This window comes from Microbacterium sp. zg.B48, assembly GCF_024623505.1.
In the GTDB taxonomy this organism is placed as follows: Bacteria; Actinomycetota; Actinomycetes; order Actinomycetales; family Microbacteriaceae; genus Microbacterium.
Genome location: NZ_JANJFE010000013.1, coordinates 234,104 through 256,720 on the forward strand (window position 1 = coordinate 234,104; position 22,617 = coordinate 256,720).

Consider the following 22,617-nt stretch of genomic DNA (forward strand, 5'->3'; position numbering starts at 1 on the left):
GCCTCGGCCGGCGGTCGCTGCCGGTGACCTTCTCCTGCCCTAGAGCCCCTGCCAGGCGGGCTTGTTCGCGAAGGCATACCGGTAGTAGTCCGCGAAGCGCAGGTGCGATGCCGCCGCATCGTCCACCACGACGGTGGCGTGCGGGTGCAGCTGGATCGCCGAACCGGGCAGCGACGCCGTGATCGGACCCTCGACGGCGCCCGCGACGGCGGCGGCCTTGCCTTCACCGAACGCCAGCAGCACCAGATGCCGGGCGCGCAGGATCGTGCCGAGACCCTGCGTGATGCAGTGGCGCGGAACGTCGTGGATCGAGTCGAAGAAGCGCGCGTTGTCTTCCCGCGTCTGTCGGGTGAGGGTCTTGACCCGGGTGAGCGAGGCGAACGAGGAACCGGGTTCGTTGAAGCCGATATGGCCGTCCGTGCCGATTCCGAGCAGTTGCAGGTCGACACCCCCGGCGTCCACGAGCGCACGCTCGTAATCCTCTCCGGCGTGCGCGATGCCCTCGCCCGCGCCGTCCGGCACCCGCACGTGCGCAGCGTCCAGCCCCAGCGGCCGGACCACCTCCCGAAGCAGGACCGACCGGTAGCTCTGCGGGTGATCCGGGGCCAGTCCGACGTATTCGTCCAGGGCGAACCCGCGGACCCGGGACACGTCCACCCCGGCGAGCCGGGAGGGCAGCGCCTCGTAGACCACGAGCGGCGTCGACCCGGTCGCGAGCCCGAGCACGGTGTGCGGGTCCCGCCGGATCAGCCGGGCGATCTCCTCGGCGACGATGCCGCCCGCGGTGGCGGCATCCGGAACGATCACGACCTCAGCCATACGCCGGTCTCCCCTCCCGCGAGCCGCGCGGCGCCCCGACCAGGGCGGCGCCCAGAGCCGCAGCCGGCGAGCCGGTGGGCAGCAGCTCGATCCGCTGCTCGAGCCGCAGCGAGCGCATGAACGGCGACGCCTCGGCGCTGGCCGCCAGTTCCCCCGCCACATCCGCGAGAAGCCGCCCACCCAGCCCCGAGACGCCTCCGCCGATCACGACCAGGTCCACATCCGCAGTGAGGACCAGGACCCGAACGGCCGCAGCGACACCGCACGCGAGTCCCGCCCGCAACTGCTGCGCGACGGGCTCGCCGGCCTCGGCGGCGTCGAAGACGTCGCGGACCGGAAGCACCGCCGGTCGTCCCCACCGCTTTGCGATGGCACCGCCGCCGGCCAGCGCCTCGATGCAGCCGCGCTGGCCGCAGCGGCACAGCGGCCCGCGCGGGTCTATCGAGATGTGCCCGACCTCTCCGGCCGTTCCCCGTCCTCCCCGCCACAGTTCCCCGTCGGCGACGATGCCTGCGGCGACCCCGGTGCCCAGATTGAGGTACGCCATCGACCCCGGCGAGCCGGCCGCGGACCCCCTCCGGCTCGTGTGCAGGGCGTGCGCGCCGAACGCGGCCGCCTTCACGTCGTTCTCGACGCGCACCGGCACCCCGAGCTGCCGCCCGACGGCCCCGACCAGGTCCAGCTCCTGGACGCCCAGGTTGACGGCGTGGACCACCCGCGTGGTTCCCGGCTCGACCTGCCCCGGGATGCCGATTCCGACCGACTCGATCGGCCCGCTCGCGGCGGTTTCCGCGGCGAGGGTGCGCACGGCGTGCAGCAGAGTCCGGATCACGGCATCCGGTCCCCATCCCGTCGGCAGCCGCAGGCGGCTGACGATCGCGCCCGTCGCATCGACGGCGACGGCATCGGTCTTGGTCCCGCCGATGTCCAGCCCGATCCTCATCGGCCGGCCCCCGTTCCGGGGCCGGCGCTCTGCGACACGCTCATCAGCCCTTGACCGCCCCCGCGACCAGCCCGCTGGTCATCCGGCCTTGCACGATCAGGAAGAAGATCACGACCGGGATCGCGACCAGCGTGGACCCGGCCATCAGCTCGGCCCAGTTCGTCCCCCCGTTCGGGTCCAGGAAGGTGCGCAGCCACACCGGCAGTGTCATGGATTCCGGCCGGGGGTTCAGCACCAGGGCGAACACGAATTCGTTCCACGCCTGGATGAAGCCGAACACGCCCGTCGCGACCAGCCCCGGCGCCAGCAGCGGGAAGGTGATGCGCCAGAACGCCTGCGCACGGCTGAGTCCGTCGATCATCGCGGCCTCCTCCAGTTCGACCGGGACGCCGTTGACGAAGCCGCGCAGCGTCCAGATCGTGAACGGCAGGACGGTGGCGATGTACACCGCGGACAGACCCACCACGGTGTTCAGCAGCGCCCAGCCGTCGATCAGCCGGAAGGTGGAGATGATCATGGCCTCGGCGGGGATCATCTGCACGAGCAGGATCGTGATGATGAACGCGGCGCGGGACCGGAACCGGAATCGCGTGACGGCCAGGGCGGCGAGGAAGGCGAAGACCAGCGCGACGGCGACCGTGAGCAGCGTGACCTGCAGCGAGTTCAGCAGCGCCGGCAGGAACGGTGCCCGTTCGTTGTGGAAGATGACGCCCACGTAGTTCTCGACTGTGCCGTTGTCTGGCCAGAAGTGCAGCTGCGTGCCCCGCACCTGCGCGTTGGGCTGGAAGGACGTGTTGACCATCCAGTACACCGGGAACACCGAGGCGAAGAAGACCACGATGCCGGCTGCTCCGGCCAGCACCGAACCGATCCGGCGCCGCGAGCGGCCGCCCCGACGGGTCGTGGATGCCGCGGGCGCGGCCGGCCGGGTGCGGGCGAGGGCGGTCACAGTGCGTCCTCCTTGACGGTTCGGCGGACGTAGAAGACGGACACGACAGCGAGCATCAGGACGACGATGACCGAGATCGCGCCACCGGCCCCGAAATCGCCGGATCCGAGCGAGACCCGGTAGATGTACACGCCCAGCGTGTTCGTCTGCTCGGCGAGGCCGCCGATCGACTGCAGCGCATAGATCTGGGTGAACACGCGCAGGTCCCAGATCACCTGAAGGATCGTGACGATTGCGAGAATCGGGCGGATGAACGGGACGACGACGAATCGGAAGCGTGTGAACGCCCCGGTGCCGTCCAGCTGCGCGGCCTCGAGCACCTCGTCGGGGACCTGCGTCAGCCCGGCGTAGACGGTGAAGGCGACGAACGGCACCGCGCCCCAGACGATGATGATCGTCGCGACGAAGAAGAAGCTGAGCGGTTCGATGAGCCACGAGTGTCCTGCGAACGGCAGTCCGAACCATTGGCTCAGGACGTTGTTGAGGACGCCGTACTGCGTGTCGAAGATCCAGCCCCACACGATCGTCGCCGACAGCGGCGGCATCGCCCAGGCCAGCAACAGCCCGACCGAGACCATCGTGCGCAGCGCCGCGCCGAGTCGCTTCATGAGCAGTGCGACCAGGATTCCGAGGATCATCGTCACGATCACGCATACGGCCGCGAGGAGGACCGACCGGGCCAGGACCTGCCAGAACTCCGGATCGGTCAGCACGTCGGCGTAGTTGCCCAGACCGACGAACTCCGGCGCCGCCCCGAAGATCTGCGCGCGGCCGAATTCCTGGAACGACATGATGAGCAGCTGGATCAGCGGCCAGCCGGTGATCGCAGCCAGGACGACCAGGGAGGGCACCAGCAGCGCGTACGGGGTGAATCCGCCCGCCCGGCGGGCTCGCTTGGCTCCGGGTGCCGGGGCAGGCTGGGGCGCCAGGATCCGCTCACCCTCGACCGCGCTCACCGCCGGGCCGAGATCGTCGCGGACGCTGGACATGTCAGCTCTTTCTTGTGAGGAGGGCGGGTCCGGGTGGCCGGCGGTGGCGATCCCGGGTCGGACCGGCCGTCGGCGGCCCGGCGGTCGACCTGCACCGCCGCCGGCTGGCGGAGCGCCCGCCCGGTTGCGGTGCGGGCGCTCCTGAGTCGGTCAGCCGTTGAGGATGTCTTCGATCTTCGTGTCCACGTCGGCGGCCAACGCCGGGACGTCACCGCCCTGCGCGATCTTCACGAAGAAGTCCTCCAGGACGCGCGAGGCCTCGACCTCCGCCCAGTTCGGCGATGCCGGGGTCAGCTTGGCATTCCCGGCGGCTTCCGTGAAGGCCTGCGCCTGCGGGGTGTCCCCCAGAGTGGAGGCCAGCGACTTCCTGGCCGGAATCAGCCCGTTCTCGCCGTAGATCGTCTGGAACTCCTCGCTGAGGATGATCGCCAGTGCCTTCTTGGCCAGGTCCGGGTGAGCGGATTTCGCCGAGATGCCGATGTTGGAACCGCCGGCGAACACCTGGGCGGCGCCCCCGTCCATGCCGGGCAGTGCATAGACCATGGGCGCTGCGGGCGGGGTTGCCGTCTCGCACTCGCTGGCCAGACCGAGCGCCCAGTTGGGCGCGGAGAACTGGATCGACTGGCCTTCGCAGTAGGGGGTCCACGGCTCGGCGTTGTCGCCGTCCTTGGGCGCCAGCGAGGCAGTGGTCATGAGGTCCTGCACCTGCAGCAGCCCGGCGACGGACTCGTCGGAGCTCAGCTGCGCGTCCCAGGTGTCGCCGTCCGCGACGGCGATCTCGCCTCCGTTCTCCCAGATGAACGGGAGCGCGTTGTACCAGTCCTGCCCGGCGAAGGCGAAGCCCGACTTGCCCGGGTTCGTCGCGGCGAGGTCCTTGGCCTGCGCCACGAAATCCTCGAGGTTCGCCGGGGCCGCGGCGACGAAGGCAGGATCGGCGAAGACGACCCGTGCGCCCGAGTACAGCGGCGGGGCGTAGAACTTGCCGTCGAAGGAACCGGCTTCCACGAAGCCGGGAAGCAGGTCGTCGCCTCCCAGCGCGTCGAATTCGTCAGAGATGTCCAGCAGCGCGCCGACCGAGGTGAAGGCCGGCGCCTGCGTGTTGCCGAATTCGACGAGGTCGGGGCTGTCCGAGCTGGACACGCTCGTGGTGAGGCGGTCGACGAGTCCCTCCCACGTCTGCTCTTCGATGACCAGGGTCGATCCGGGGTTCTCCTCCTCGAACGTCTCGGTGAGGTAGTCCCGCGCTACCTGCGGCGTGTCCGCGCCGACGAGCCAGACCCGGATTTCGGCATCCGCCGAATCCGACGGCGCCGTGCCCGAACCTCCCGCGCAGCCCGCGAGCACGACGGCGGCCGCGCCGAGGAGCCCGAGGGCTCCGAGCTTCTTGTTCATGGTGTGTTCCTTCGTCTTCTTCTCTCGATGTTGGGTGGGCCGGGTGACCCATCCGGATGGTGCAGGCCTGCGGTTCGGACCGGGGCGGACGGTGCTATGACACCCCGAGCTGCCCGGACAGGACCATGACGGCGGCGCCGCGCAGGACGATGTCCTGCCCCTGCTCCGTCATCCGGACTCGCACCCCGTCGTGGAACTCGGCGAGCGTGCGGGCACGGAGCGTGTCGGCGGTCGCTTCGGCCAGTGGGCCGTCGAGCAGTTCAGCGGGGCCGGACAGGACGATCTCGGACACGTCCAGCACACCGACGATCGGTGCCAGCGCGATTCCGAGCCGCTCGCCGGCATCGCGCAGGACGCCGACTCGGGCGAGGTCATCCTCCGCCTCGGCCAGTCGCGCGGACAGCGCGGGGACGGCGAGCCAGGCCTCGAGGCACCCCACCTTGCCGCACGCGCACACCGGTCCCCCATCAGTGCCGATGGTCACGTGTCCGATCTCACCGGCAGCGGAGTGCGCACCGCGCATCGGCTGACCCGAGGCCAGCAGCCCGGAGCCCACGCCGCGGCCCACCTTGACCAGCAGGACGTCGTCCCCCGCTCCGCCGAAGGTGTACTCCGCCAGAACGGCCGCGTTCGCATCGTTGGCCACCAGTACGGGCAGTCCGACGGCATCTTGTAATGCGTTCTTCAGATCGAAGCCCGCCCAGCGCAGGTTGGGTGCGGTGAGGATGACGCCCTCCTCGTTCACGATTCCCGGCGTGCCCACCCCGATGCCCAAGACCGGCGCATGCGCGTCGCCGACCAGGTCCTTCGCCAGTCGGACGACCGTGCCGACCACGTCGCCGTCGGTCACGGCCCGCACTTCCCGACGCGCCACGATGTCGCCGTCGAGGGTCAGGACAGCGCCGGTGAAGACCTCGCTGCCGGACAGGTCGATGCCCACGATGCGGTGGCCGGCGCGGTCGAGGTCGACCAGGATGGCCGGTTTGCCCGGACCGGATGCTTCGCGGACGCCCATTTCGGCGACGAAGCCGTCCGAGATGAGGTCGGAGATGAGGTCGGAGATCGTCACGCGCGTCAGGCCGGTCTCGCGAGAGAGGTCGGCACGGCTCATCGCGCCCTGGTGGAAGAGTGTCTGCAGCAGGAGGGAACGGTTGTGGCCGCGGGCGTGCTCAGGCAGGACCTTCCTTCCCTGCCGCAGCGCTCGGCCGGGGCGGAACGTGCGCCCACCCTCTGTCACGGACGGCGAGACGAGGGCAGGGGCGCCGGGCTGGGCTTCGTGTGGCATGTTTGTTAGTAGAGCTTACGAACCAGCTGGGGCGCAAGAGCCGCGGACGTATTTGAACGGCGTGTTTACAAAACCGTTACATTCGGTCCGACTGCGGGCCTCGACGCACGGGCGATCACGCCGCCGGCTGGGCTCGCTCGCTTAGGCTGGAACCCGGGAGGCCACCATGATCCACCACCGACTGGCAGCCGGAACGCTCGCCGTGGTCGTCGCGCTCGGTATCACCGCGTGCTCCCCGGCCGGACCGTCTGCGGGTGGTTTTCAGAGCACCGACGCCCCTGGCGACGAGGGCCAATCCACCGCGGACGCCTGCGCCCTCATCCAGGAGAGCATCGAGGCGGCGACGAGCGAGTTCGAGAATGCGGCGGCGAACGATCCCGGGAGCGTCGTGGAGTCCATGCGGGGCGCGGCCCAGCGCATCACCGAGGCGGCCGGTGAGATCACCAACGACGATGTCGCGGCCTTCCTGCCGAGGCTGCAGCAGATGTTCGCCGACGCCGGCGACGTCATGGAGGCCGTCGTCCAGGGCGACGCCTCCAAGATCGAGGACCTGGCCGAGCTGGGCACGAAGTTCCAGGAGACCAGCAACGATTTTCAGGAGATCTGTCAGTCCTGACACCGGCGATCCACGCCGCCTCCACAGTGAATCCGTGATACATCCGTTGCGCTCAGGTCATCGGTCGTCACGTACGATGGGATGACGTGTTCGCAGCCGGGGGGTGATGGCATGACCGATCTGGCCACCAGGCCCGGCGCCGAGGGGGCACCGCACGACGGCGCCGCGACGGAAGTCATCTCCGCGGACAGCGACGGCGATGCACCCAACTACGCGTGGGCACCGGCCGATCCGGCGCGCAAACGTCGGCGCGGCCTGTGGATCGGCATCCCTGCCGGCATCGCCGTGGTGGGGCTGGTCGCCACCTCGCTGGTTCTGATCGCGCCCGGCACATCGGTGGCCGGGGTGCCCGTCGGCTGGCTCACTCCGGGCGCTGCTGCGGATGCGATCGAGGGACGTCTGGCGCAGACAACGATCGTGCTGACCGGTGCGGGCGGAGACGCCGAGATCACCGGCGCCGAACTCGGCGCATCGGTGGACGCGCGCGCTCTGGCCGACGCCGCCTTCGCACAGAACCCGATGTGGAATCCGACGACCTGGTTCTCGACGCCCGTCGACGCGCCGGTCCGGCTCGACGCGGATGCCGCGACAGCCGCACTCCGGGCGGCTGCGCCCGACCTCTACACCGATCCGGTCGATGCCATGATCGCCTTCGACGCGGCATCGGCAAGCTATGTGACGGTGCCGTCCGAACTGGGCACCGGTATCGACGTGGACGCGGTCCGCACGACGCTGGCCGAGGCGTTCGCGGCCGGTCAGACGGTCGTCGAACTCGATGCCGAGGCGGCGCCGGTCGAGGCGGAGCGTCCCACGTTCGTCGCCGCGGCGACCGTGAACACGCTCAACTCCATGCTCGACAGCGTCGGCTTCTACGTCGGTGCAGAGCGCACGGTGCCGATCGATCGCGCGGTCGCGGCATCCTGGATCACCGTGGAGCCGACCACCCGGGGAACGTTCGCGATCTCGGCCGATCCGGCCGCGATCCAGCCCGTCGTCGACGGCCTTGCGCCCCTGGTGAACCGCCCCGCTCAGAACGGCGTCGTGATCACAGACTCCCGCGGCGAAGTCCTGCGCGAGGACGCCGCGGGCATCCCGGGCCGCGAGCTCGGCGACACCTCGACGGTGGCCTCGGATTTCGCCACGCAGCTGACGTCGGGCAACGCGGCCTTCACGCTGCCGGTCACCGAGGTGGCTCCCGTGATCACCACGCTGGCCCGGCGCATCGAGGTCAATCTCAGCGAGCAGCGCACCTACCTGTTCGAAAACGGCAACGTCGTCCAGTCGTGGGCGATCTCTTCCGGCGCGGAGGGGTTCAGCTCGAGCACGGGCAACTTCCGCATCACCTCCAAGCTCACGTCACAGGACATGGGCGAGCTCTGCTACAACCCGAACTCGCAGACCCCGGGTGCTTATTGCACCCGGGACGTGCCGTGGGTCATGTACTACAACGGCGATGAGGCGCTGCACGGTGCGTACTGGCACAACAACTTCGGCAACGTGATGAGCCACGGCTGCATCAACATGCCGGTCAGCGCCGCCCAGTACGTCTTCGGCTGGGCGCCGATGGGCACCGAGGTCTCCGTTCACTATTGAGCCGCAGCGGATCAATGCGCGCGAAGCGCGCGTTGATGCGCTGTCGGCTCAAGGTCGAGTAGCCGCCGCAGGCGGCGTATCGAGACCTTCAAGGTCGCATCTCGATACGCGCTCCGCACCACTCGATGACCGGGCCGCCGTCCGCACCACTCGATGACCGGGTGCGCGGCGCGGACCACCCGGCATGACGAAGGGGCGGATGCCGCGCGGCATCCGCCCCTTCGTCAGGACGACCGTCAGCCGATCGAGTCGACGATCGTGTTCAGCGTCTTGGACGGGCGCATGACGGCTTCGACCAGCTGCGCATCCGGCCGGTAGTAGCCGCCGATGTCGACGGGCGATCCCTGCACGGCGAGGAGCTCGGCGACGATCTGCTCCTCATTGGCGGCCAGCGCCTCGGCGACGGGTGCGAAGAGGGCTGACAGCTCCGGATCCGCCTGCTGCTGCGCGAGCTGCTGAGCCCAGTACAGCGCGAGGTAGAAGTGGCTGCCCCGGTTGTCGATGGTGCCGAGCGCGCGTCCCGGAGACTTGTCGTTCTCCAGGAATGCGCCCGTCGCGGCATCCAGCGTGTCGGCCAGCACCTGGGCTTTGACGTTCCCGGTGAACGTCGCCAGGTGCTCGAGCGAGGCGGCGAGCGCGAAGAACTCGCCGAGCGAGTCCCAGCGCAGGTAGTTCTCCTCCAGCAGCTGCTGCACGTGCTTCGGCGCGGATCCTCCCGCGCCGGTCTCGAACAGCCCACCGCCGGCCAGCAGCGGCACGATCGAGAGCATCTTGGCGCTGGTGCCGACCTCGAGGATCGGGAACAGATCGGTGAGGTAATCGCGCAGCACGTTGCCGGTGACCGAGATCGTGTCCAGGCCCTCCCGCAGGCGGTCCAGCGAGTACTGGGTGGCGGCCGCCGGGGCGAGGATCTCGATCGTCAGCCCGTCGGTGTCGTGGTCGGCCAGGTACGTGTTCACCTTGGCGATCAGTGCGGCGTCGTGCGACCGCGTCTCGTCCAGCCAGAACACGGCGGGCGCGCCGGTGGCCCGGGCGCGGGTGACGGCGAGTTTGACCCAGTCGCGGATCGCGACGTCCTTGGTCTGCGTCGCGCGCCAGATGTCGCCCGGCTGCACCGCCTGCTCGATGAGCACGTCTCCGGCGCCGTCCAGCACCTGCACGACGCCCGGAGCGGCGATCTCGAACGTCTTGTCGTGGCTGCCGTATTCCTCGGCCGCCTGCGCCATGAGGCCGACGTTCGGCACCGAGCCGATGGTCGCCGGATCCAGCGGACCCCGGGCGATGACGTCCTCGATCGTGGTCTGGTAGACGCTCGCGTACGACGAATCCGGGATCACTGCGAGGGTGTCCGCCTCTCCCCCGTCGGCGCCCCAGAGCTTGCCGCCGTTGCGGATCAGGGCAGGCATCGAGGCATCCACGATGACGTCCGAGGGGACGTGCAGGTTCGTGATGCCCTTGTCGGAGTTGGTGTACGACAGTCGAGGACCGCGTGCCAGATCGGCGGCGATGGCCGCGGCGATCTCGTCGCCGCCCGCCACGGACGGCAGTCCCGCGAGGATGGCGGCGAGGCCGTCGTTCGCGGTCAGGCCGGCCTCGGCGATGGCATCGCCGTACCGTGCGAACACATCCGCGAAGTAGGCGCGCACGACGTGGCCGAAGATGATCGGATCGCTGACCTTCATCATCGTGGCCTTGAGGTGGACGGAGTACAGCACGTCATCCGCCTTCGCGGCGGCCAGCGTGTCGGCCAGGAAGGAATCCAGCGCCGCTGCGGACAGGAAGGTCGCGTCGATGATCTCGCCGGGCAGCACCTTCAGGCCGGTCTTGAGCGGGGTGACAGTGCCGTCTTCGGCGACGTGCTGGATCGTGAGGACATCGTCGGCGGAGATCACGACGGACTGCTCGTTGGACTTGAAGTCGTCGTGGCCCATCGTCACCACGCGCGTCTTGGAGCCCGCCGCGAACGGCTTGTTGCGGTGCGGGTGCTTGCGCGCATAGTTCTTCACCGACAGCGGGGCGCGCCGGTCGCTGTTGCCCTCGCGCAGCACCGGGTTGACGGCCGATCCTTTGATGCGGTCGTAGCGCGCCCGGACATCCTTCTCCTCGAGCGTCTGCGGCTCATCCGGATAGTCCGGGATGTCGAAGCCCTGGCTCTGCAGCTCCGCGATCGCGGCCTTCAGCTGAGGGATCGACGCCGAGATGTTGGGGAGCTTGATGATGTTGGCCTCGGGCAGCGTTGCCAGGCCGCCCAATTCGGCGAGCGCGTCACCGACCTGCTGCTCCGGCGTGAGCTGCTGGGGGAACGCGGCCAGCACCCGCCCCGCGAGGGAGATGTCCCGCGTCTCGACATCGACCCCCGCCTGGCTGGTGACAGCCTTCACGATCGGCAGGAACGAGGCGGTGGCAAGCGCCGGAGCCTCGTCGGTGTGGGTGTAGAAGATGGTCGAGTCGGTCACCTGGTTGTCTCCGTTCGGGTGGTCATTCCAGCCTAACGCAAGGGCAAAGTATCTCGACATCGAGATATCTCGGGATATGAAATCCAGGTTAACCTCACGCCCCCGACATGCCCGGATGCCCTGCTTGCGGCTAGCCTGTGGCTATGGCTGAGCTGAGACTGGTCGAACTGTCCGCCGCGACGATCGTGGCGGTCAACAACATGTCCCTCAAGCCAGGCCAGGAGCAGTATCTGGCTCCGGTGAGCTACGGGATCGCCGCGACCGTGATCAACCCGCAGACGTCGTGGCAGCGAGTGGTGCTCGACGCCAATGAGGTCGTCGGCTTCGTGAGCGCCAATTTCGACCCGGAGGCTCCCGAGGAGCACTTCAAGTCCGTCCTCTGGCGGATCAACGTGGATGCCGACGACCAGGGTCGAGGCGTCGGGCGGTTCGCGGTGCAGAAGCTGCTCGAAGAGGCGCGAGCCCGCGGCATGGATCGCGTCAACGTGATCTATGAGGCCGGCGAGGGCGGGCCGCAGGCGTTCTTCGAACGCGTCGGCTTCACGCCCGTCGGCGAGACGGAGTACGGCGAGGTCATCGCCGAGGTCCGCCTCTAAAACGCTGCCCGGGTCCGCGCGGGGCTCGAACTCGGTTCTCGGATTCGGATGCCGGCAGCGGATTCGGGCGGGGACCTGCGGGGCGTCCGATTCTGGTGCGGATCTCCTATATCGCGCGCAGCCGCGGCCGCGCGGCCGCGTGCAGCCGCGCCGCCCCCGGCGCGTCGCCTCCTCCCCCGCTCCACCTCTGGCTCGACACTGCACGCCTCGCTCGTCCGCCGGCCGAGGCATCCCCCCAGCGGGCATTCTGGCGCTGTGGACATCGCGCAGTGGGTGACGGACCGTGGCGGCATCGTTCATCGCAGTGACCTGCTCGAGCGCGGCGTGACCGCGACGGCCCTGCGGGGCGCGATCGCCGGCGGCGTGCTGACACGCGTGCGACGGTACTGGGTCGCCACGTCCGTCGCGTCGACGGCGCTGACGGTCGCCGCACGGTGCACCGGAGTGCTCGCGTGCGTATCCGCGGCCCGCGTGCGCGGGTGGTGGATACCGGACGGCGTCGACGCCGGCATCCATCTCCGCCTGACCGCGCATGCCGCGGCGCCGCCCGCGGATGTGACTGCGCATTGGGACCGGCCGATCGTGCCGACCTCCCCGCGAGTCCTGGTCGAGTCGGTCGAGGATGCGCTGAACCCACGTCGCGCGATGCCTGCCCAGGGAACCTGCCCTCGCCGTCTGGGAGTCAGCGGCGAGGATCGAGCGGCTGTCGGCAGAGAGCCTGCAGCGGGTGCAGTGGACCGCCAGGGCCGCGCGGGAGTGCGCGGCGGCGGTCACGGGGCTTTCCGGTTCCGCGCTCGAGACGCTGTTCGTGGTGCGCCTGAGGCCGTGGGGGATTCCGATCCGGCAGCAGATCGTGCTGGCGGGCAGACGGGTGGACGTGCTCATCGGGGAGCGACTGGTGGTGCAGATCGATGGATTCGCGTTCCACTCGTCGGCCGCCGATCGCGGGAGGGACGTCGCCCATGATCGGGAGCTGGTGCTGCGGGGCTATACGGTCCTGCGGTTCACCTACGCGCAGGTCATTCACGAGTGGCCGGCCGTCGAGCGGGCAGTCGCCCGGGCCGTCGCCGCCGGCGCGCACCGCAGGTGACCCGCTTTGCCGCTTCCCGGATTCGGATGCCGGCAGCGGATTCGGGGCGGGGACGCGCGGGCGTCCGAATCGGGTGCGGATCTCCTCTTCCGCGCGCAGCTGCGGCCGCGCCGCTGCGGCCGCGCAGCACCTGCGCGGCGCCGACGCCGGACAGACGGACGGGCGGCCCGCTGGACCGAAGTCCGGCGAGCCGCCCGTGGCATCGAGGATTACGCGCCCTTGCGGGGCTTGAAGACGTTCGTCTCCTGGGTCTTCTCGCGCTTGGCGGCGCGCTTCTCCTTGAGAGTCTGCTGCGGAGCCTTCTTGTTCGTCGCGCTGGGGGGCTTGTTGGCCATCTGGACTCGCTTCCCTTCGGTGAGCTGGCGTGTTCCCGGAGACCATAGCCCACTTCCCGGCGAAAAGCATTTCCTGGTCAGACGCGAAAAACGCGCCAGCGGATTCCGTCCCGGAAAACCCCGACGGCGTGGTCAGACCAGCGACTCCCGCCATGCGGCGTGCAGCTGCGAGAACTTGCCGGCGCCCGCGATCAGGGTCGCCGGGGTGTCGTCCTCGATGATCTCGCCGTTCTCCATGACCAGCACGCGATCGGCGATCGCCACGGTCGACAGACGGTGCGCGATGATGATCGCGGTCCGGTCGGCCAGGAGCGTCTGCAACGCGTCCTGGATCTGACGCTCCGAGGGCATGTCCAGCGACGCGGTCGCTTCGTCGAGGATCAGCACGGCGGGGTTGGCCAGGAACGCCCGCGCGAACGAGATGAGCTGACGCTGACCGGCCGACACGCGTCCGCCGCGCTTGTTGACGTCCGTGTCGTAGCCGTCCGGGAGAGCCTCGATGAACGCCTCGGCTCCGACCGCACGCGCGGCTGCACGGATCTCGTCCATGGTCGCGTCGGGCTTGCCGAATGCGATGTTGTCGGCCACCGTCCCGCTGAACAGGTACGCCTCCTGCGTCACCATGACGATGGCGCGGCGCAGGTCCTTGGGATGCAGCTGACGCAGGTCGATGCCGTCCAGGGTCACGCGGCCCCGGGTCGGGTCGTAGAAACGCGAAACGAGCTTGGCGAGGGTCGACTTGCCGGCACCGGTCGTGCCGACCAGCGCGACGGTCTGACCCGCCGGGATGTCGAGGGTGAAATCCGGCAGGATCGTCTTCCCGCCGCCGTAGCCGAAGCGCACGCGGTCGAAGTGGATGTGCCCGCGCGCCTCCCACAGATCGACCGGCTGGACCGGATCGGGAACGGTGGGCTCCTCCTCCAGGACACCCGACACTTTCTCCAGCGCCGCCGTCGCGGACTGGTAGGAGTTCAGGAAGAAGGCGACCTCCTGCAGCGGAGCGAAGAAGTTGCGCACGTACAGCACCGCCGCGATGAGCGTGCCGATCTCGTACACGCCCGGCTCAATGCGCACGCCGCCCCAGAACACCACGAGCGCCAGCGACACCGACGCAACCGCCATCAGCCCGGGCTCGAAGGTGCCGAAGAGGCGGATCGAGGCCATGTTGACGTCGCGGTAGTCGCTGGCCAGCTCGCCGAACTCGTCGTCGTTTCGCGCCTCCTTGCGGAACGCCTTGACCGCACGGATGCCGGTCATCGTCTCGACGAACTTCACGATGACCTTGGCGCTGATCACGCGCGACTCCCGGTAGACCCGCTGCGAGCGCATGTAGAACCACCGCATCAGCAGGAACAGCGGCAGCCCCATGACGATGAGGATCACGCCCGACTGCCAGTCCAGCAGCAGGAGCGCGATCAGCGTGAAGCCGCCGTAGAGGATGCCGGAGACCAGCTCGTTCAGGCCGCCGTCCAGCAATTCCCGGATGGTGTCCAGGTCGCTGGTCTGCCGCGAGATGATGCGTCCCGACGTGTACGACTCGTGGAATTCCAGGCTCAGCCGCTGGGTGTGCAGGAAGATGCGCTTGCGCAGATCGAACATGATCGCCTGCGTCAGGCGCGCCGTCACGACGACGTACCATCCGATCAGGCCGGCGCCGCCCAGCGCGGTGACCAGATACACGACCACCACGCCGATGGTCGGCATCCAATCCATCCGGTCGATGACCGCCGGCAGCGCCGTGTTCAGGCCGTATGCGATCAGTGCCGGACCGGCCACCCGCAGCGCCGTGGAGACGATCAGCACGGCCGCGGCCAGCACCAGCTGCCATTTCAGCGGCGAGACGAGCGAGCCCAGGAGGCGCAGCGAGCGGCGCCGGATCGTGCGGCTCTCTTCGCGCGTGTAGTCCGAGCGGTCTTCGCCGCTGGTTCCTTCGACTGTTGCCGTGCTCACAGGTTCACCTCCGTTTCGCGGGTACGCGCTTGTTCGTTCTCCAGGCTGGAGATGACGTGCCGGTAGTGCTCGCTCTCGCGCAGCAGGTCGCTGTGGCGACCGACGGCGGTGATGCGGCCGGACTCCAGCAGGGCGACGCGATCGGCGAGCATGACCGTCGAGGGACGGTGCGCGACGACGAGCGCCGTGGTGCTGTGCAGCACCTCGCGCAGCGCGTCCTCGACCAGCGCCTCGGTGTCCACGTCCAGGGCCGAGAGCGGGTCATCGAGCACGAGGACGGCCGGACGCGCGGCGACCGCGCGCGCAAGCGCCAGGCGCTGCCGCTGACCACCTGACAGGCTCAGTCCCTCCTCGCCGATGACGGTGTCCACGCCGAACGGAAGGTCGTCCACGAAGCCCGCCTGGGCGACCGCGAGCGCCTCGCGCAGCACGGCCTCCGCCTCCGCACTGCCGGGGGTCAGATCCTCCCGGCCGAGCAGCACGTTGTCCCGCACCGTCTGCGAGAACAGCGTCGCGTCCTCGAACGCCATGCCCACATGCCGGCGCAGCTCACGCAGAGTGAGATCGCGCACGTCCACACCGTCGAGGGTGACCCGGCCGCCGGTCACGTCGTACAGGCGGGACGGCAGGGTGGTCAGCGTCGTCTTGCCCGAACCGGTCAGCCCGACCAGTGCCATCGTCTCTCCTGGCTGCAGCACGAGGTCGATGCCGTCGATGAGATCCCGTTCGGATGCCGCGGCATCCTGATACCGGAAATGCACGCCTTCGAAGGCGAGCTCCCCGCGCGGGTGCGCGATCGTGAGCGGCGTCGCCGGGTCGGTGATGGTGTTCTGCTCGTCCAGGACCTCGAAGATCCGGTCGGTGGCGGTGCGCGCGTCCAGCGTGAACGAGAACAGGAATCCGATGGACTCCATGGGCCACCGCAGCACGGTCGCCATCGCGAAGAACGCGATCAGCTCGGGCAGGGTGAACTGGCCCAGCTGGACCAGGTAGATTCCCGCGCCGAGGCACAGCGCGAAGGCGAGGTCGGGCAGCAGGACCAGCCAGAACCAGATGATCCCGACCGCACGGGCCTTGTTCAGCTCGGTCTGGCGGAGGGTCTCGGCCTGCTTGGCGAACTTCTGCAGCGCGTGCTTGCCGCGTCCGAAGGCCTTCAGGACGCGGATGCCGTGCACGCTCTCCTCGACCGAGGTGGCCAGGTCGCCGGCCTGATCCTGACTCTGCCGCGCGAGTGTGCCGTAGGTCTTCTCGAAGCGGTAGCCGGTGTACCACAGCGGCAGTGAGCAGACCAGGAAGATCGTGCCGAGCAGCCAGTGCCACCGGAACAGCAGCACCGTGCCCACCAGGATCGTCAGCACGTTGACCACCAGCAGGAGCAGGCCGAACGCCATCCAGCGGCGCAGCATGCTGATGTCCTGCATCATGCGGCTGAGCAGCTGACCCGACTGCCAGCGATCGTGGAAGGACACCGGGAGTCGCTGCAGGCGCGCGTAGAAGCCCCGGCGCAGGTCGTACTCGACTTTCGTGGCCGGACCGAGGACGAACCAGCGGCGCAACCAGACCATGACCGCCTCGAGCAGCCCGAGCACCAGGATCGCGGCCGCCCCCCACGCGATCTGGCCGGCGTCGCCGGACGCGATCGGCCCGCGCACGATCACCTCCAGCACGAGCGGGATGCTCAGCGCGAGCAGGCTCGCGATCAACGCGCTGAGCGCGCCGAGGCTGAGCCTGCCCAGCACGGGCTTGGCGAACGGGAGCAGACGCAGCAGCGCCCTCGGGGTGGAGAGGCGGCCGTCGTGTGGTGAGGGGGTGGAGGTCATGATCCTTGTGGGAGTCGCACGAAGTGGAGAAGGGGTTGGCAAGAGGGCGCCCGGAACAGCGGCGACAGCGCTGACGCCTGTCGAACGGAACGCGCGGTGGCGCGGCCTGTGCGTGCTCGGTTCAGTCCCGAGTGCGGTCAGCCGAAGAGCCCGGCGGTTCCGTTCGGGTCGCGGAGGACGATGGCAGCGATCGGCGTGACGGCGATGGCGATCGTGTTCATGACATCCTCCTTCGGCTGACGCGCGAGGGCGCGGCGACAGCCCTCCAGCCTATCCCCGCGCCTCGCCCGGCACAACCGCCCCGCTCCTGTCATCCGTGTCCCGCTTCGGCATCCCCCGCCCGGCGTGTCGCATGCGCAAGTGGGACACCACCGACCGGCCGGGGGTCAGGCGGCGGCTTCGCGGGCCAGCAGCCCCCGCTTCACATCCAGGCCCCACGCGAACCCGCCGAGCGACCCGTCCGAGCGCAGCACGCGGTGGCACGGCACGAACAGCGCGGGCGCGTTGCGGGCGCAGATGGATGCCGCGGCCCGCACGGCGCTGGGCTGCCCGAGCGCGACGGCGAACTCCGCATACGACAGCGGGCGCCCCGGTGGAATGGCCCGCAGCGCCCGCCATCCCGCGGCCTGCATCACGGTGCCCTCCTGGGCGACCGGGACGCCGTCGATCGCCGTCAGATCGCCGGCGTAGTACGCCAGAGCGGATGCCGCAGCATCCGTCTCCGCCTCGCGCACGGTGTCCGGTCGCAGGCGGGGATGGATCCGGGCGAGCGTCGCGGCCGGATCGGCGGTCCAGCCCGAGGCCAGGACGCGGCCCTTTCCGTCGGCGACGAGCGTGAACGCCCCGTCCGGGGTGTCGATGGTCTGGATGCTGGCGGTCATGTCGCGTCCTCCTCGGTGCTCGGCAGCGGTGGTCCGGGTGTATGCGGGTGGGCGGGATCCGGCGCCCGCGCGCCGGGGCGGCGCGCATCCGACGTCTCCGCCGGATCTGCGCCGGGGGTGGCGCCGCGGCGGCGCGCCACCCGGGGCGGGACGGCGCGCCACAGGTGCGCGGTGAAGTAGCTGCGCCACGGGGCCGTCCGCGCGGCCCACGCCTGCAGGGCGCGGGCATCGGCCGGCAGCCCGACCGCAGCTGCGCCGGTGCGCACCGCGACGTCGCCGGGCAGGAACACATCGGTGTCGCCGAGTACGCGCATCCGGACGTAGTCGGCCGTCCACGGTCCCACGCCGGGCAGGGCGAGCAGGGCCGCACGCTGGTCGGCGGCCGCATCGCCCGGTCCGAGCTGGAGGGAGCCGTCGGCGAGGGCGGCGGCAGCGCTGACCAGCGCGCGGATGCGTGCGGCCGGCCCGCGCAGGACCTCGTGCCCGTGCTCGGCGATCGCGGCCATCGTGGGGAACAGGCGCGCCTCTCCCCCGCTGCCGCCGATGGCCACCGGCTCCCCGAGGGCGTCGGCCAGCGCGGTCAGCGCGGTCCGCGCCGCCGACACCGTGATCTGCTGGCCGACCATCGCTCGGATGAGCATCTCGTGCGGGTCGGCGGAGCCGGGCACACGGATGCCGGGTACGCGCGCGACGAGCGGGGTGAGTTCGGGATGCCGCGACAACGCCGCGTCGATCGCGATCGGGTCCGCGTCCAGGTCGAACAGGCGACGGGCGCGCGTGACCAGCGTCGACAGATCACCCGGCTGGGTCAGGCGTGCCCGCAGGCGCACGCGCCCCGCGGAGTCGACGCGCAGCTCGAACCACGCCGGCCCCCCGGGCAGCCGCAGCGTCCGCGCGAACGAGGCGGGGGTCGCCGTCTCGACTCCGCTCACGGCTCGCGCGCTCATCCACGCGAACAGACCCGCCGCGTCGAACGGGCCACGGTGCGGCAGGACGAGGTCGATGACACCGTCGAGTGATTCCGCGCCGCTGTCGCGACGGCGGCGCGCCCGCAGCTCCAGCGGCGGCATCCCGAACACCTCGCGCACCGTCTCGTTGAACTGCCGGACACTGGTGAAGCCGGCGGAGAAGGCGACAACGGCGACGGGCAGGTCGGTGCCCACCAGCAGCATCCGCGCGGTGTGCGCGCGATGTGCCCGACTCAGAGCGAGCGGTCCGGCACCGAGCTCGGCGGTCAGCAGGCGGGTGAGGTGGCGCGGCGAATACCCGAGGCGGTCGGCCAGCCCGGGGACGCCCTCGCGCTCGATCACGCCGTCCGCGATCAGCCGCATGGCGCGGGCGGTGGTGTCCCCGCGCAGATCCCATTCCGGGGACCCCGGCGCCGCCTCGGGCAGGCAGCGCTTGCACGCCCGATAGCCGGCTTCGTGCGCGGCCGCGCTGGTGGCGAAGAAGGAGACGTTGGCCGGCTTGGGCGTGCGGGCGGGGCAGCTCGGTCGGCAGTAGATGCCGGTCGAGCGCACCGCCGTCACGAACTGCCCGTCGAAGCGGGGGTCCCGCGACTGGATCGCGCCGTACCGCTCGTCGAACGACAGGGGCCTCATCCGCCCGGCGGCGGTGGTCATGGGACTGGTCACGTGTTCCACAATGCCACGCTCAGCAGCCCCGGACTGGCGGAAATCGGACATGGCGGTGCGGCCCTGACGTCTGTGCTCGGAACGGATCCCGACCCGGTCCGGGCCTGGGGCGCTAGCGTGAGCAGATGAGCGCGCGTGAGTACGACGTCATCGTGATCGGGGCGGGCGCGGTGGGCGAGAACGTCGCCGATCGCGCGGTCCAGGGCGGTATGTCGACCGTCATCGTCGAGGCGGAACTGGTCGGCGGCGAATGCTCCTACTGGGCATGCATGCCCTCCAAGGCGCTGCTGCGCAGTGCGGCGGCGCTGCGCGCCGCGCGGGATGTCGACGGGGCGACGCAGGCGGTCACCGGCGAGGTGGACGTCGCGGGTGTGCTGCGGCGCCGCAACCGCATCACCCACGACTGGGATGACGCGTCGCAGGTGAGCTGGCTGGACGGCGCCGGCATCGATCTCCTGCGCGGTCACGCCGAGTTCACCGGCGTCAAACGCGTCCGGGTGACCGCCGCAGACGGCACCGTGACCGACCTGGTCGCCCGCCACGCCGTCGCCGTCGCCACCGGATCGGCACCCCTGCTGCCGGACATCCCGGGTCTGCGCGAGATCGAACCGTGGACCAGCCGCGATGCCACCAGCGCACAGACGATCCCCGCGTCGCTGGCCATCCTCGGGGGCGGGGTGGTGGGCGCGGAGATGGCGACGGCGTACGCCGGCTTCGGCACCACGGTGACCCTGATCGTCCGGTCGCGGCTGCTGTCGAGCATGGAGCCGTTCGCCGGCGACCTGGTCGCCGCCTCGCTCGCCCGGCTGGGCGTCTCCCTCCGCACCGGCGTCGAGGTCACCGCGGCGCACCGCACCGACCGCAACGCCGTGCTGGCACTGTCCGACGGCGGACGTGTCGTCGCCGAGCAGGTGCTCGTCGCCGTCGGGCGCACGCCGCGCACCACGGATCTCGGCCTGGAGAGCATCGGCTTCTCGCCGGGCGCGTGGCTGAGCGTCGATGACACGCTGCTGGTGAAGGGCACCGACTGGCTGTACGCGGTGGGCGACGTGAACCATCGCGCGCTGCTGACCCACCAGGGCAAGTACCAGGCGCGTGCCGCCGGTGACGTGATCGCGGCCCGCGCGAAGGGTCACCCCGTGGCCGACGCCCCGTGGGGCGCACACGTGGCCACCGCCGATCACGACCACATCCCGCAGGTCACCTTCACCGACCCCGAGGTCGCCTCGGTCGGGCTCACCGAGGCGGCCGCCCGTGCGGCCGGACGGCGCATCCGCGTGCTCGACTACGACCTGTCCTGGATCGCGGGGGCGAGCACCTATGCGGACGCCTACCAGGGGATGGCGCGTGCCATCGTCGACGAGGACCGCGGCGTGCTGATCGGGGCCACCTTCGCCGGCGCGAACGTCGCCGAGCTGCTGCACTCCGCGACCGTGGCGATCGTCGGCGAGGTGCCGATCGAACGGCTCTGGCACGCGGTCCCGTCGTATCCGACGCTCAGCGAGGTGTGGCTGCGCTGGCTCGAGGAGTACGGCCGCCCCGCCCCCCATTGACCGCGAGAGCGGAGGGATGCCACGAGACCGGGGGCGCCGCCTCGGTCTCGCGGTGCCTATCCGGTCTCGCGGGCGGGCGGTGCGGGTGGGATTGCGGGCGTCAGTGGAAGAAGTGGCGCTCGCCGGTGAAGAACATGGGGATGCCGGCTTCCCGGGCGGCGTCGATCACCTCGTCGTCGCGCACAGATCCTCCCGGCTGGACGATTCCGCCGATTCCGGCGTCGATGAGGACCGCAGGTCCGTCGGCGAACGGGAAGAACGCATCGGATGCCGCGACCGAGCCGGCCGCGCGTGCGCCGGCCCGCTCGACGGCGAGTCGGCAGGAGTCGACGCGGTTGACCTGGCCCATTCCGATGCCGACCGTCGCCGAGCCCTTCGCGAGCACGATGGCGTTGGACTTGACCGCGCGGCAGGCCTTCCAGGCGAAGATGAAGTTGGTCATCTCCTCCTCGCTCGGGCGCTCGCCCGAGACGAGCTGCCAGTCCTTGGCGACCGACTCGATGTCGTCGGGGAAGCGGTCGGCGTCCTGCAGCAGCAGACCGCCGGAGACGAGCCGGACATCCATCCGCTCCTGCTGCCAGTCGACAGGAAGACGCAGCACGCGGAGGTTCTTCTTCAGCGCGAAGACCTCCAGCGCCTCGGGCTCGAAGTCCGGGGCCACGATGACCTCGGTGAAGATGTCCCTCATGTTCTCGGCCATCTTCAGCGTCACGCGCCGGTTCGCCGCGATCACCCCGCCGAACGCGGAGACGGGGTCGCACTCGTGTGCGCGCAGGTGCGCGCTGGCGATGGCATCCAGCGCGTTGGGCGCGCTGACCGCGATCCCGCAGGGGTTGGCGTGCTTGATGATCGCCACGGCCGGCAGCACCATGTCGAACGCGGCCCGCAGCGCGGCATCCGCGTCGATGTAGTTGTTGTACGACATGCCCTTGCCCTGCAGCTGGGTGGCCTGGGCGATGCCATGGCCGCCGACCCGCGAGTAGATCGCGGCACGCTGGTGCGAGTTCTCGCCGTACCGCAGCGTCTCCAACCGCTCGGCCTTGATCGTGAGGTGCTGAGGCAGGTCCGCGTCGGAGAGCGTCTCCTCGGCGAACCACTGGGCGACGGCGCGGTCGTAGGCGGCGGTGTGCGCGAAGGCGCGCGCGGCGAGGGCGCGGCGCTGGGCCAGGCTGGTGCCGCCGGCGGCGATCGCCTCGATGACGCCGGGGTAGGACTCGGGCGAGACGACGATGGCGACGTTGGCGTAGTTCTTCGCCGAGGCGCGCACCATGGCCGGTCCGCCGATGTCGATCTGCTCGACGACCGCGTCGCCTTCGGCGCCGGAGGCGACGGTCTCCACGAACGGGTACAGGTTCACCACGACCAGCTCGAAGGCCGCGATGCCGAGTTCGTCCAGCTGGCGCTCGTGATCCTCGAGACGCAGGTCCGCCAGGAGCCCGGCGTGCACGCCCGGGTGCAGGGTCTTGACGCGGCCGTCCAGCGACTCCGGAAAGCCGGTGACCGCGGCGACGTCGGTCACCGGGTAGCCGGCACCGCGGATGGTGGCCGCGGTGGAGCCGGTCGAGACGATCTCGATCCCGGCGCCGGCCAGCGCCTCCGCCAGCGTCAGCAGGTGGGTCTTGTCGCTGACCGAGACCAGCGCCCGGCGAACCGGAACGAGGTCGCGGTCGCGGTACAGGGACGGGTCGTGGCTGGGGCCGGCCATGGGTGCTCCTC

Annotated in this window: 18 protein-coding genes; 5 read left to right on the plus strand and 13 right to left on the minus strand. The window is 70.2% G+C overall.

What is annotated here, in order from left to right; all coding sequences use genetic code 11:
- Positions 1-39: 39 nt before the first annotated feature.
- The 6 genes from NQ152_RS11145 to NQ152_RS11170 all read right to left on the minus strand — a co-directional run bounded on the left by NQ152_RS11145 (position 40) and on the right by NQ152_RS11170 (position 6,377).
- Positions 40-819: a glucosamine-6-phosphate deaminase gene (locus NQ152_RS11145; RefSeq protein WP_257524007.1), complete on the minus strand. Its 780-nt coding sequence runs from the start codon at positions 817-819 to the stop codon at positions 40-42.
- The gene (locus NQ152_RS11150; RefSeq protein WP_257524008.1) at positions 812-1,762 is read right to left on the minus strand and encodes an ROK family protein; all 951 of its coding nucleotides are present in this window, start codon (positions 1,760-1,762) and stop codon (positions 812-814) included. The genes NQ152_RS11145 and NQ152_RS11150 overlap by 8 nt, the downstream gene beginning before the upstream one ends.
- A gap of 43 nt (positions 1,763-1,805) precedes the next feature.
- Positions 1,806-2,711 carry a carbohydrate ABC transporter permease gene (locus tag NQ152_RS11155; protein ID WP_257524009.1) on the minus strand — a complete coding sequence of 302 codons (906 nt, stop codon included), beginning with the start codon at positions 2,709-2,711 and terminating at the stop codon, positions 1,806-1,808.
- Complete coding sequence (locus NQ152_RS11160; protein ID WP_257524010.1) at positions 2,708-3,700, minus strand: carbohydrate ABC transporter permease; 993 nt, start codon at positions 3,698-3,700, stop codon at positions 2,708-2,710. The genes NQ152_RS11155 and NQ152_RS11160 overlap by 4 nt, the downstream gene beginning before the upstream one ends.
- A gap of 150 nt (positions 3,701-3,850) precedes the next feature.
- Complete coding sequence (locus NQ152_RS11165; protein WP_257524011.1) at positions 3,851-5,092, minus strand: extracellular solute-binding protein; 1,242 nt, start codon at positions 5,090-5,092, stop codon at positions 3,851-3,853.
- Positions 5,093-5,186: 94 nt separating this feature from the next.
- Complete coding sequence (locus tag NQ152_RS11170; RefSeq protein ID WP_257524012.1) at positions 5,187-6,377, minus strand: ROK family transcriptional regulator; 1,191 nt, start codon at positions 6,375-6,377, stop codon at positions 5,187-5,189.
- 166 nt (positions 6,378-6,543) lie between these two features.
- On the opposite strand from NQ152_RS11170, the gene NQ152_RS11175 reads away from it, so the two are divergent.
- A complete protein-coding gene (locus tag NQ152_RS11175; protein ID WP_257524013.1) occupies positions 6,544-6,993 on the plus strand; it encodes a hypothetical protein in 450 nt (149 codons plus the stop codon).
- Positions 6,994-7,104: 111 nt separating this feature from the next.
- A complete protein-coding gene (locus NQ152_RS11180) occupies positions 7,105-8,586 on the plus strand; it encodes a L,D-transpeptidase (RefSeq protein WP_257524014.1) in 1,482 nt (493 codons plus the stop codon).
- A gap of 236 nt (positions 8,587-8,822) precedes the next feature.
- On the opposite strand, the gene NQ152_RS11185 is transcribed toward NQ152_RS11180, so the two are convergent.
- The gene (locus NQ152_RS11185) at positions 8,823-11,042 is read right to left on the minus strand and encodes an NADP-dependent isocitrate dehydrogenase (RefSeq protein ID WP_257503155.1); all 2,220 of its coding nucleotides are present in this window, start codon (positions 11,040-11,042) and stop codon (positions 8,823-8,825) included.
- Positions 11,043-11,185: 143 nt separating this feature from the next.
- Here NQ152_RS11185 and NQ152_RS11190 point away from each other — a divergent pair, with 143 nt between their 5' ends.
- Together NQ152_RS11190 and NQ152_RS17260 are read left to right on the plus strand one after the other, a co-directional pair.
- Positions 11,186-11,638 carry an N-acetyltransferase gene (locus NQ152_RS11190; protein ID WP_257503156.1) on the plus strand — a complete coding sequence of 151 codons (453 nt, stop codon included), beginning with the start codon at positions 11,186-11,188 and terminating at the stop codon, positions 11,636-11,638.
- A gap of 727 nt (positions 11,639-12,365) precedes the next feature.
- Entirely contained in the window at positions 12,366-12,728 is a 363-nt protein-coding gene (locus tag NQ152_RS17260; protein WP_257524015.1) for an endonuclease domain-containing protein, read from the plus strand.
- A gap of 209 nt (positions 12,729-12,937) precedes the next feature.
- Here the strand turns inward: NQ152_RS17260 and NQ152_RS11200 are convergent, their stop codons facing one another.
- The 5 genes from NQ152_RS11200 to NQ152_RS11220 all read right to left on the minus strand — a co-directional run bounded on the left by NQ152_RS11200 (position 12,938) and on the right by NQ152_RS11220 (position 19,315).
- Positions 12,938-13,063 carry a hypothetical protein gene (locus NQ152_RS11200; RefSeq protein ID WP_257524016.1) on the minus strand — a complete coding sequence of 42 codons (126 nt, stop codon included), beginning with the start codon at positions 13,061-13,063 and terminating at the stop codon, positions 12,938-12,940.
- Positions 13,064-13,195: 132 nt separating this feature from the next.
- Positions 13,196-15,013, minus strand: a complete 1,818-nt coding sequence (locus NQ152_RS11205) for an ABC transporter ATP-binding protein (RefSeq protein WP_257524017.1) — start codon at positions 15,011-15,013, stop codon at positions 13,196-13,198.
- Positions 15,010-16,833 (minus strand): ABC transporter ATP-binding protein, encoded by a 1,824-nt coding sequence (locus NQ152_RS11210; protein ID WP_257503160.1) that lies wholly within the window; start codon positions 16,831-16,833, stop codon positions 15,010-15,012. Before NQ152_RS11210 ends, NQ152_RS11205 begins: the two co-directional genes overlap by 4 nt.
- Before the next feature lie 386 nt (positions 16,834-17,219).
- Positions 17,220-17,714, minus strand: coding sequence for a methylated-DNA--[protein]-cysteine S-methyltransferase (locus tag NQ152_RS11215; protein ID WP_257524018.1), 495 nt, complete (start codon positions 17,712-17,714; stop codon positions 17,220-17,222).
- Positions 17,711-19,315: a DNA-3-methyladenine glycosylase 2 family protein gene (locus NQ152_RS11220; protein WP_374113589.1), complete on the minus strand. Its 1,605-nt coding sequence runs from the start codon at positions 19,313-19,315 to the stop codon at positions 17,711-17,713. The genes NQ152_RS11215 and NQ152_RS11220 overlap by 4 nt, the downstream gene beginning before the upstream one ends.
- Before the next feature lie 158 nt (positions 19,316-19,473).
- Here NQ152_RS11220 and NQ152_RS11225 point away from each other — a divergent pair, with 158 nt between their 5' ends.
- On the plus strand, positions 19,474-20,901 hold the full coding sequence (locus tag NQ152_RS11225; protein ID WP_257524019.1) for an NAD(P)/FAD-dependent oxidoreductase: 1,428 nt from the start codon (positions 19,474-19,476) through the stop codon (positions 20,899-20,901).
- A gap of 100 nt (positions 20,902-21,001) precedes the next feature.
- On the opposite strand, the gene purH is transcribed toward NQ152_RS11225, so the two are convergent.
- Positions 21,002-22,606, minus strand: a complete 1,605-nt coding sequence (gene purH / locus NQ152_RS11230; protein WP_257503163.1) for a bifunctional phosphoribosylaminoimidazolecarboxamide formyltransferase/IMP cyclohydrolase — start codon at positions 22,604-22,606, stop codon at positions 21,002-21,004.
- Positions 22,607-22,617 lie beyond the last annotated feature (11 nt).

Excerpts from the sequence above, each read along its gene's own strand:
- NQ152_RS11190 (WP_257503156.1), top strand. The coding sequence starts at position 11,186 with ATGGCTGAGCTGAGACTGGTCGAACTGTCCGCCGCGACGATCGTGGCG.
- NQ152_RS11220 (WP_374113589.1), bottom strand. The coding sequence starts at position 19,315 with ATGAGGCCCCTGTCGTTCGACGAGCGGTACGGCGCGATCCAGTCGCGG.
- NQ152_RS11145 (WP_257524007.1), bottom strand. The coding sequence starts at position 819 with ATGGCTGAGGTCGTGATCGTTCCGGATGCCGCCACCGCGGGCGGCATC.
- NQ152_RS11225 (WP_257524019.1), top strand. The coding sequence starts at position 19,474 with ATGAGCGCGCGTGAGTACGACGTCATCGTGATCGGGGCGGGCGCGGTG.
- NQ152_RS11200 (WP_257524016.1), bottom strand. The coding sequence starts at position 13,063 with ATGGCCAACAAGCCCCCCAGCGCGACGAACAAGAAGGCTCCGCAGCAG.
- NQ152_RS11150 (WP_257524008.1), bottom strand. The coding sequence starts at position 1,762 with ATGAGGATCGGGCTGGACATCGGCGGGACCAAGACCGATGCCGTCGCC.
- NQ152_RS11160 (WP_257524010.1), bottom strand. The coding sequence starts at position 3,700 with ATGTCCAGCGTCCGCGACGATCTCGGCCCGGCGGTGAGCGCGGTCGAG.
- NQ152_RS11170 (WP_257524012.1), bottom strand. The coding sequence starts at position 6,377 with ATGCCACACGAAGCCCAGCCCGGCGCCCCTGCCCTCGTCTCGCCGTCC.
- NQ152_RS11215 (WP_257524018.1), bottom strand. The coding sequence starts at position 17,714 with ATGACCGCCAGCATCCAGACCATCGACACCCCGGACGGGGCGTTCACG.
- purH (WP_257503163.1), bottom strand. The coding sequence starts at position 22,606 with ATGGCCGGCCCCAGCCACGACCCGTCCCTGTACCGCGACCGCGACCTC.
- NQ152_RS11180 (WP_257524014.1), top strand. The coding sequence starts at position 7,105 with ATGACCGATCTGGCCACCAGGCCCGGCGCCGAGGGGGCACCGCACGAC.
- NQ152_RS11175 (WP_257524013.1), top strand. The coding sequence starts at position 6,544 with ATGATCCACCACCGACTGGCAGCCGGAACGCTCGCCGTGGTCGTCGCG.
- NQ152_RS11210 (WP_257503160.1), bottom strand. The coding sequence starts at position 16,833 with ATGACCTCCACCCCCTCACCACACGACGGCCGCCTCTCCACCCCGAGG.
- NQ152_RS11165 (WP_257524011.1), bottom strand. The coding sequence starts at position 5,092 with ATGAACAAGAAGCTCGGAGCCCTCGGGCTCCTCGGCGCGGCCGCCGTC.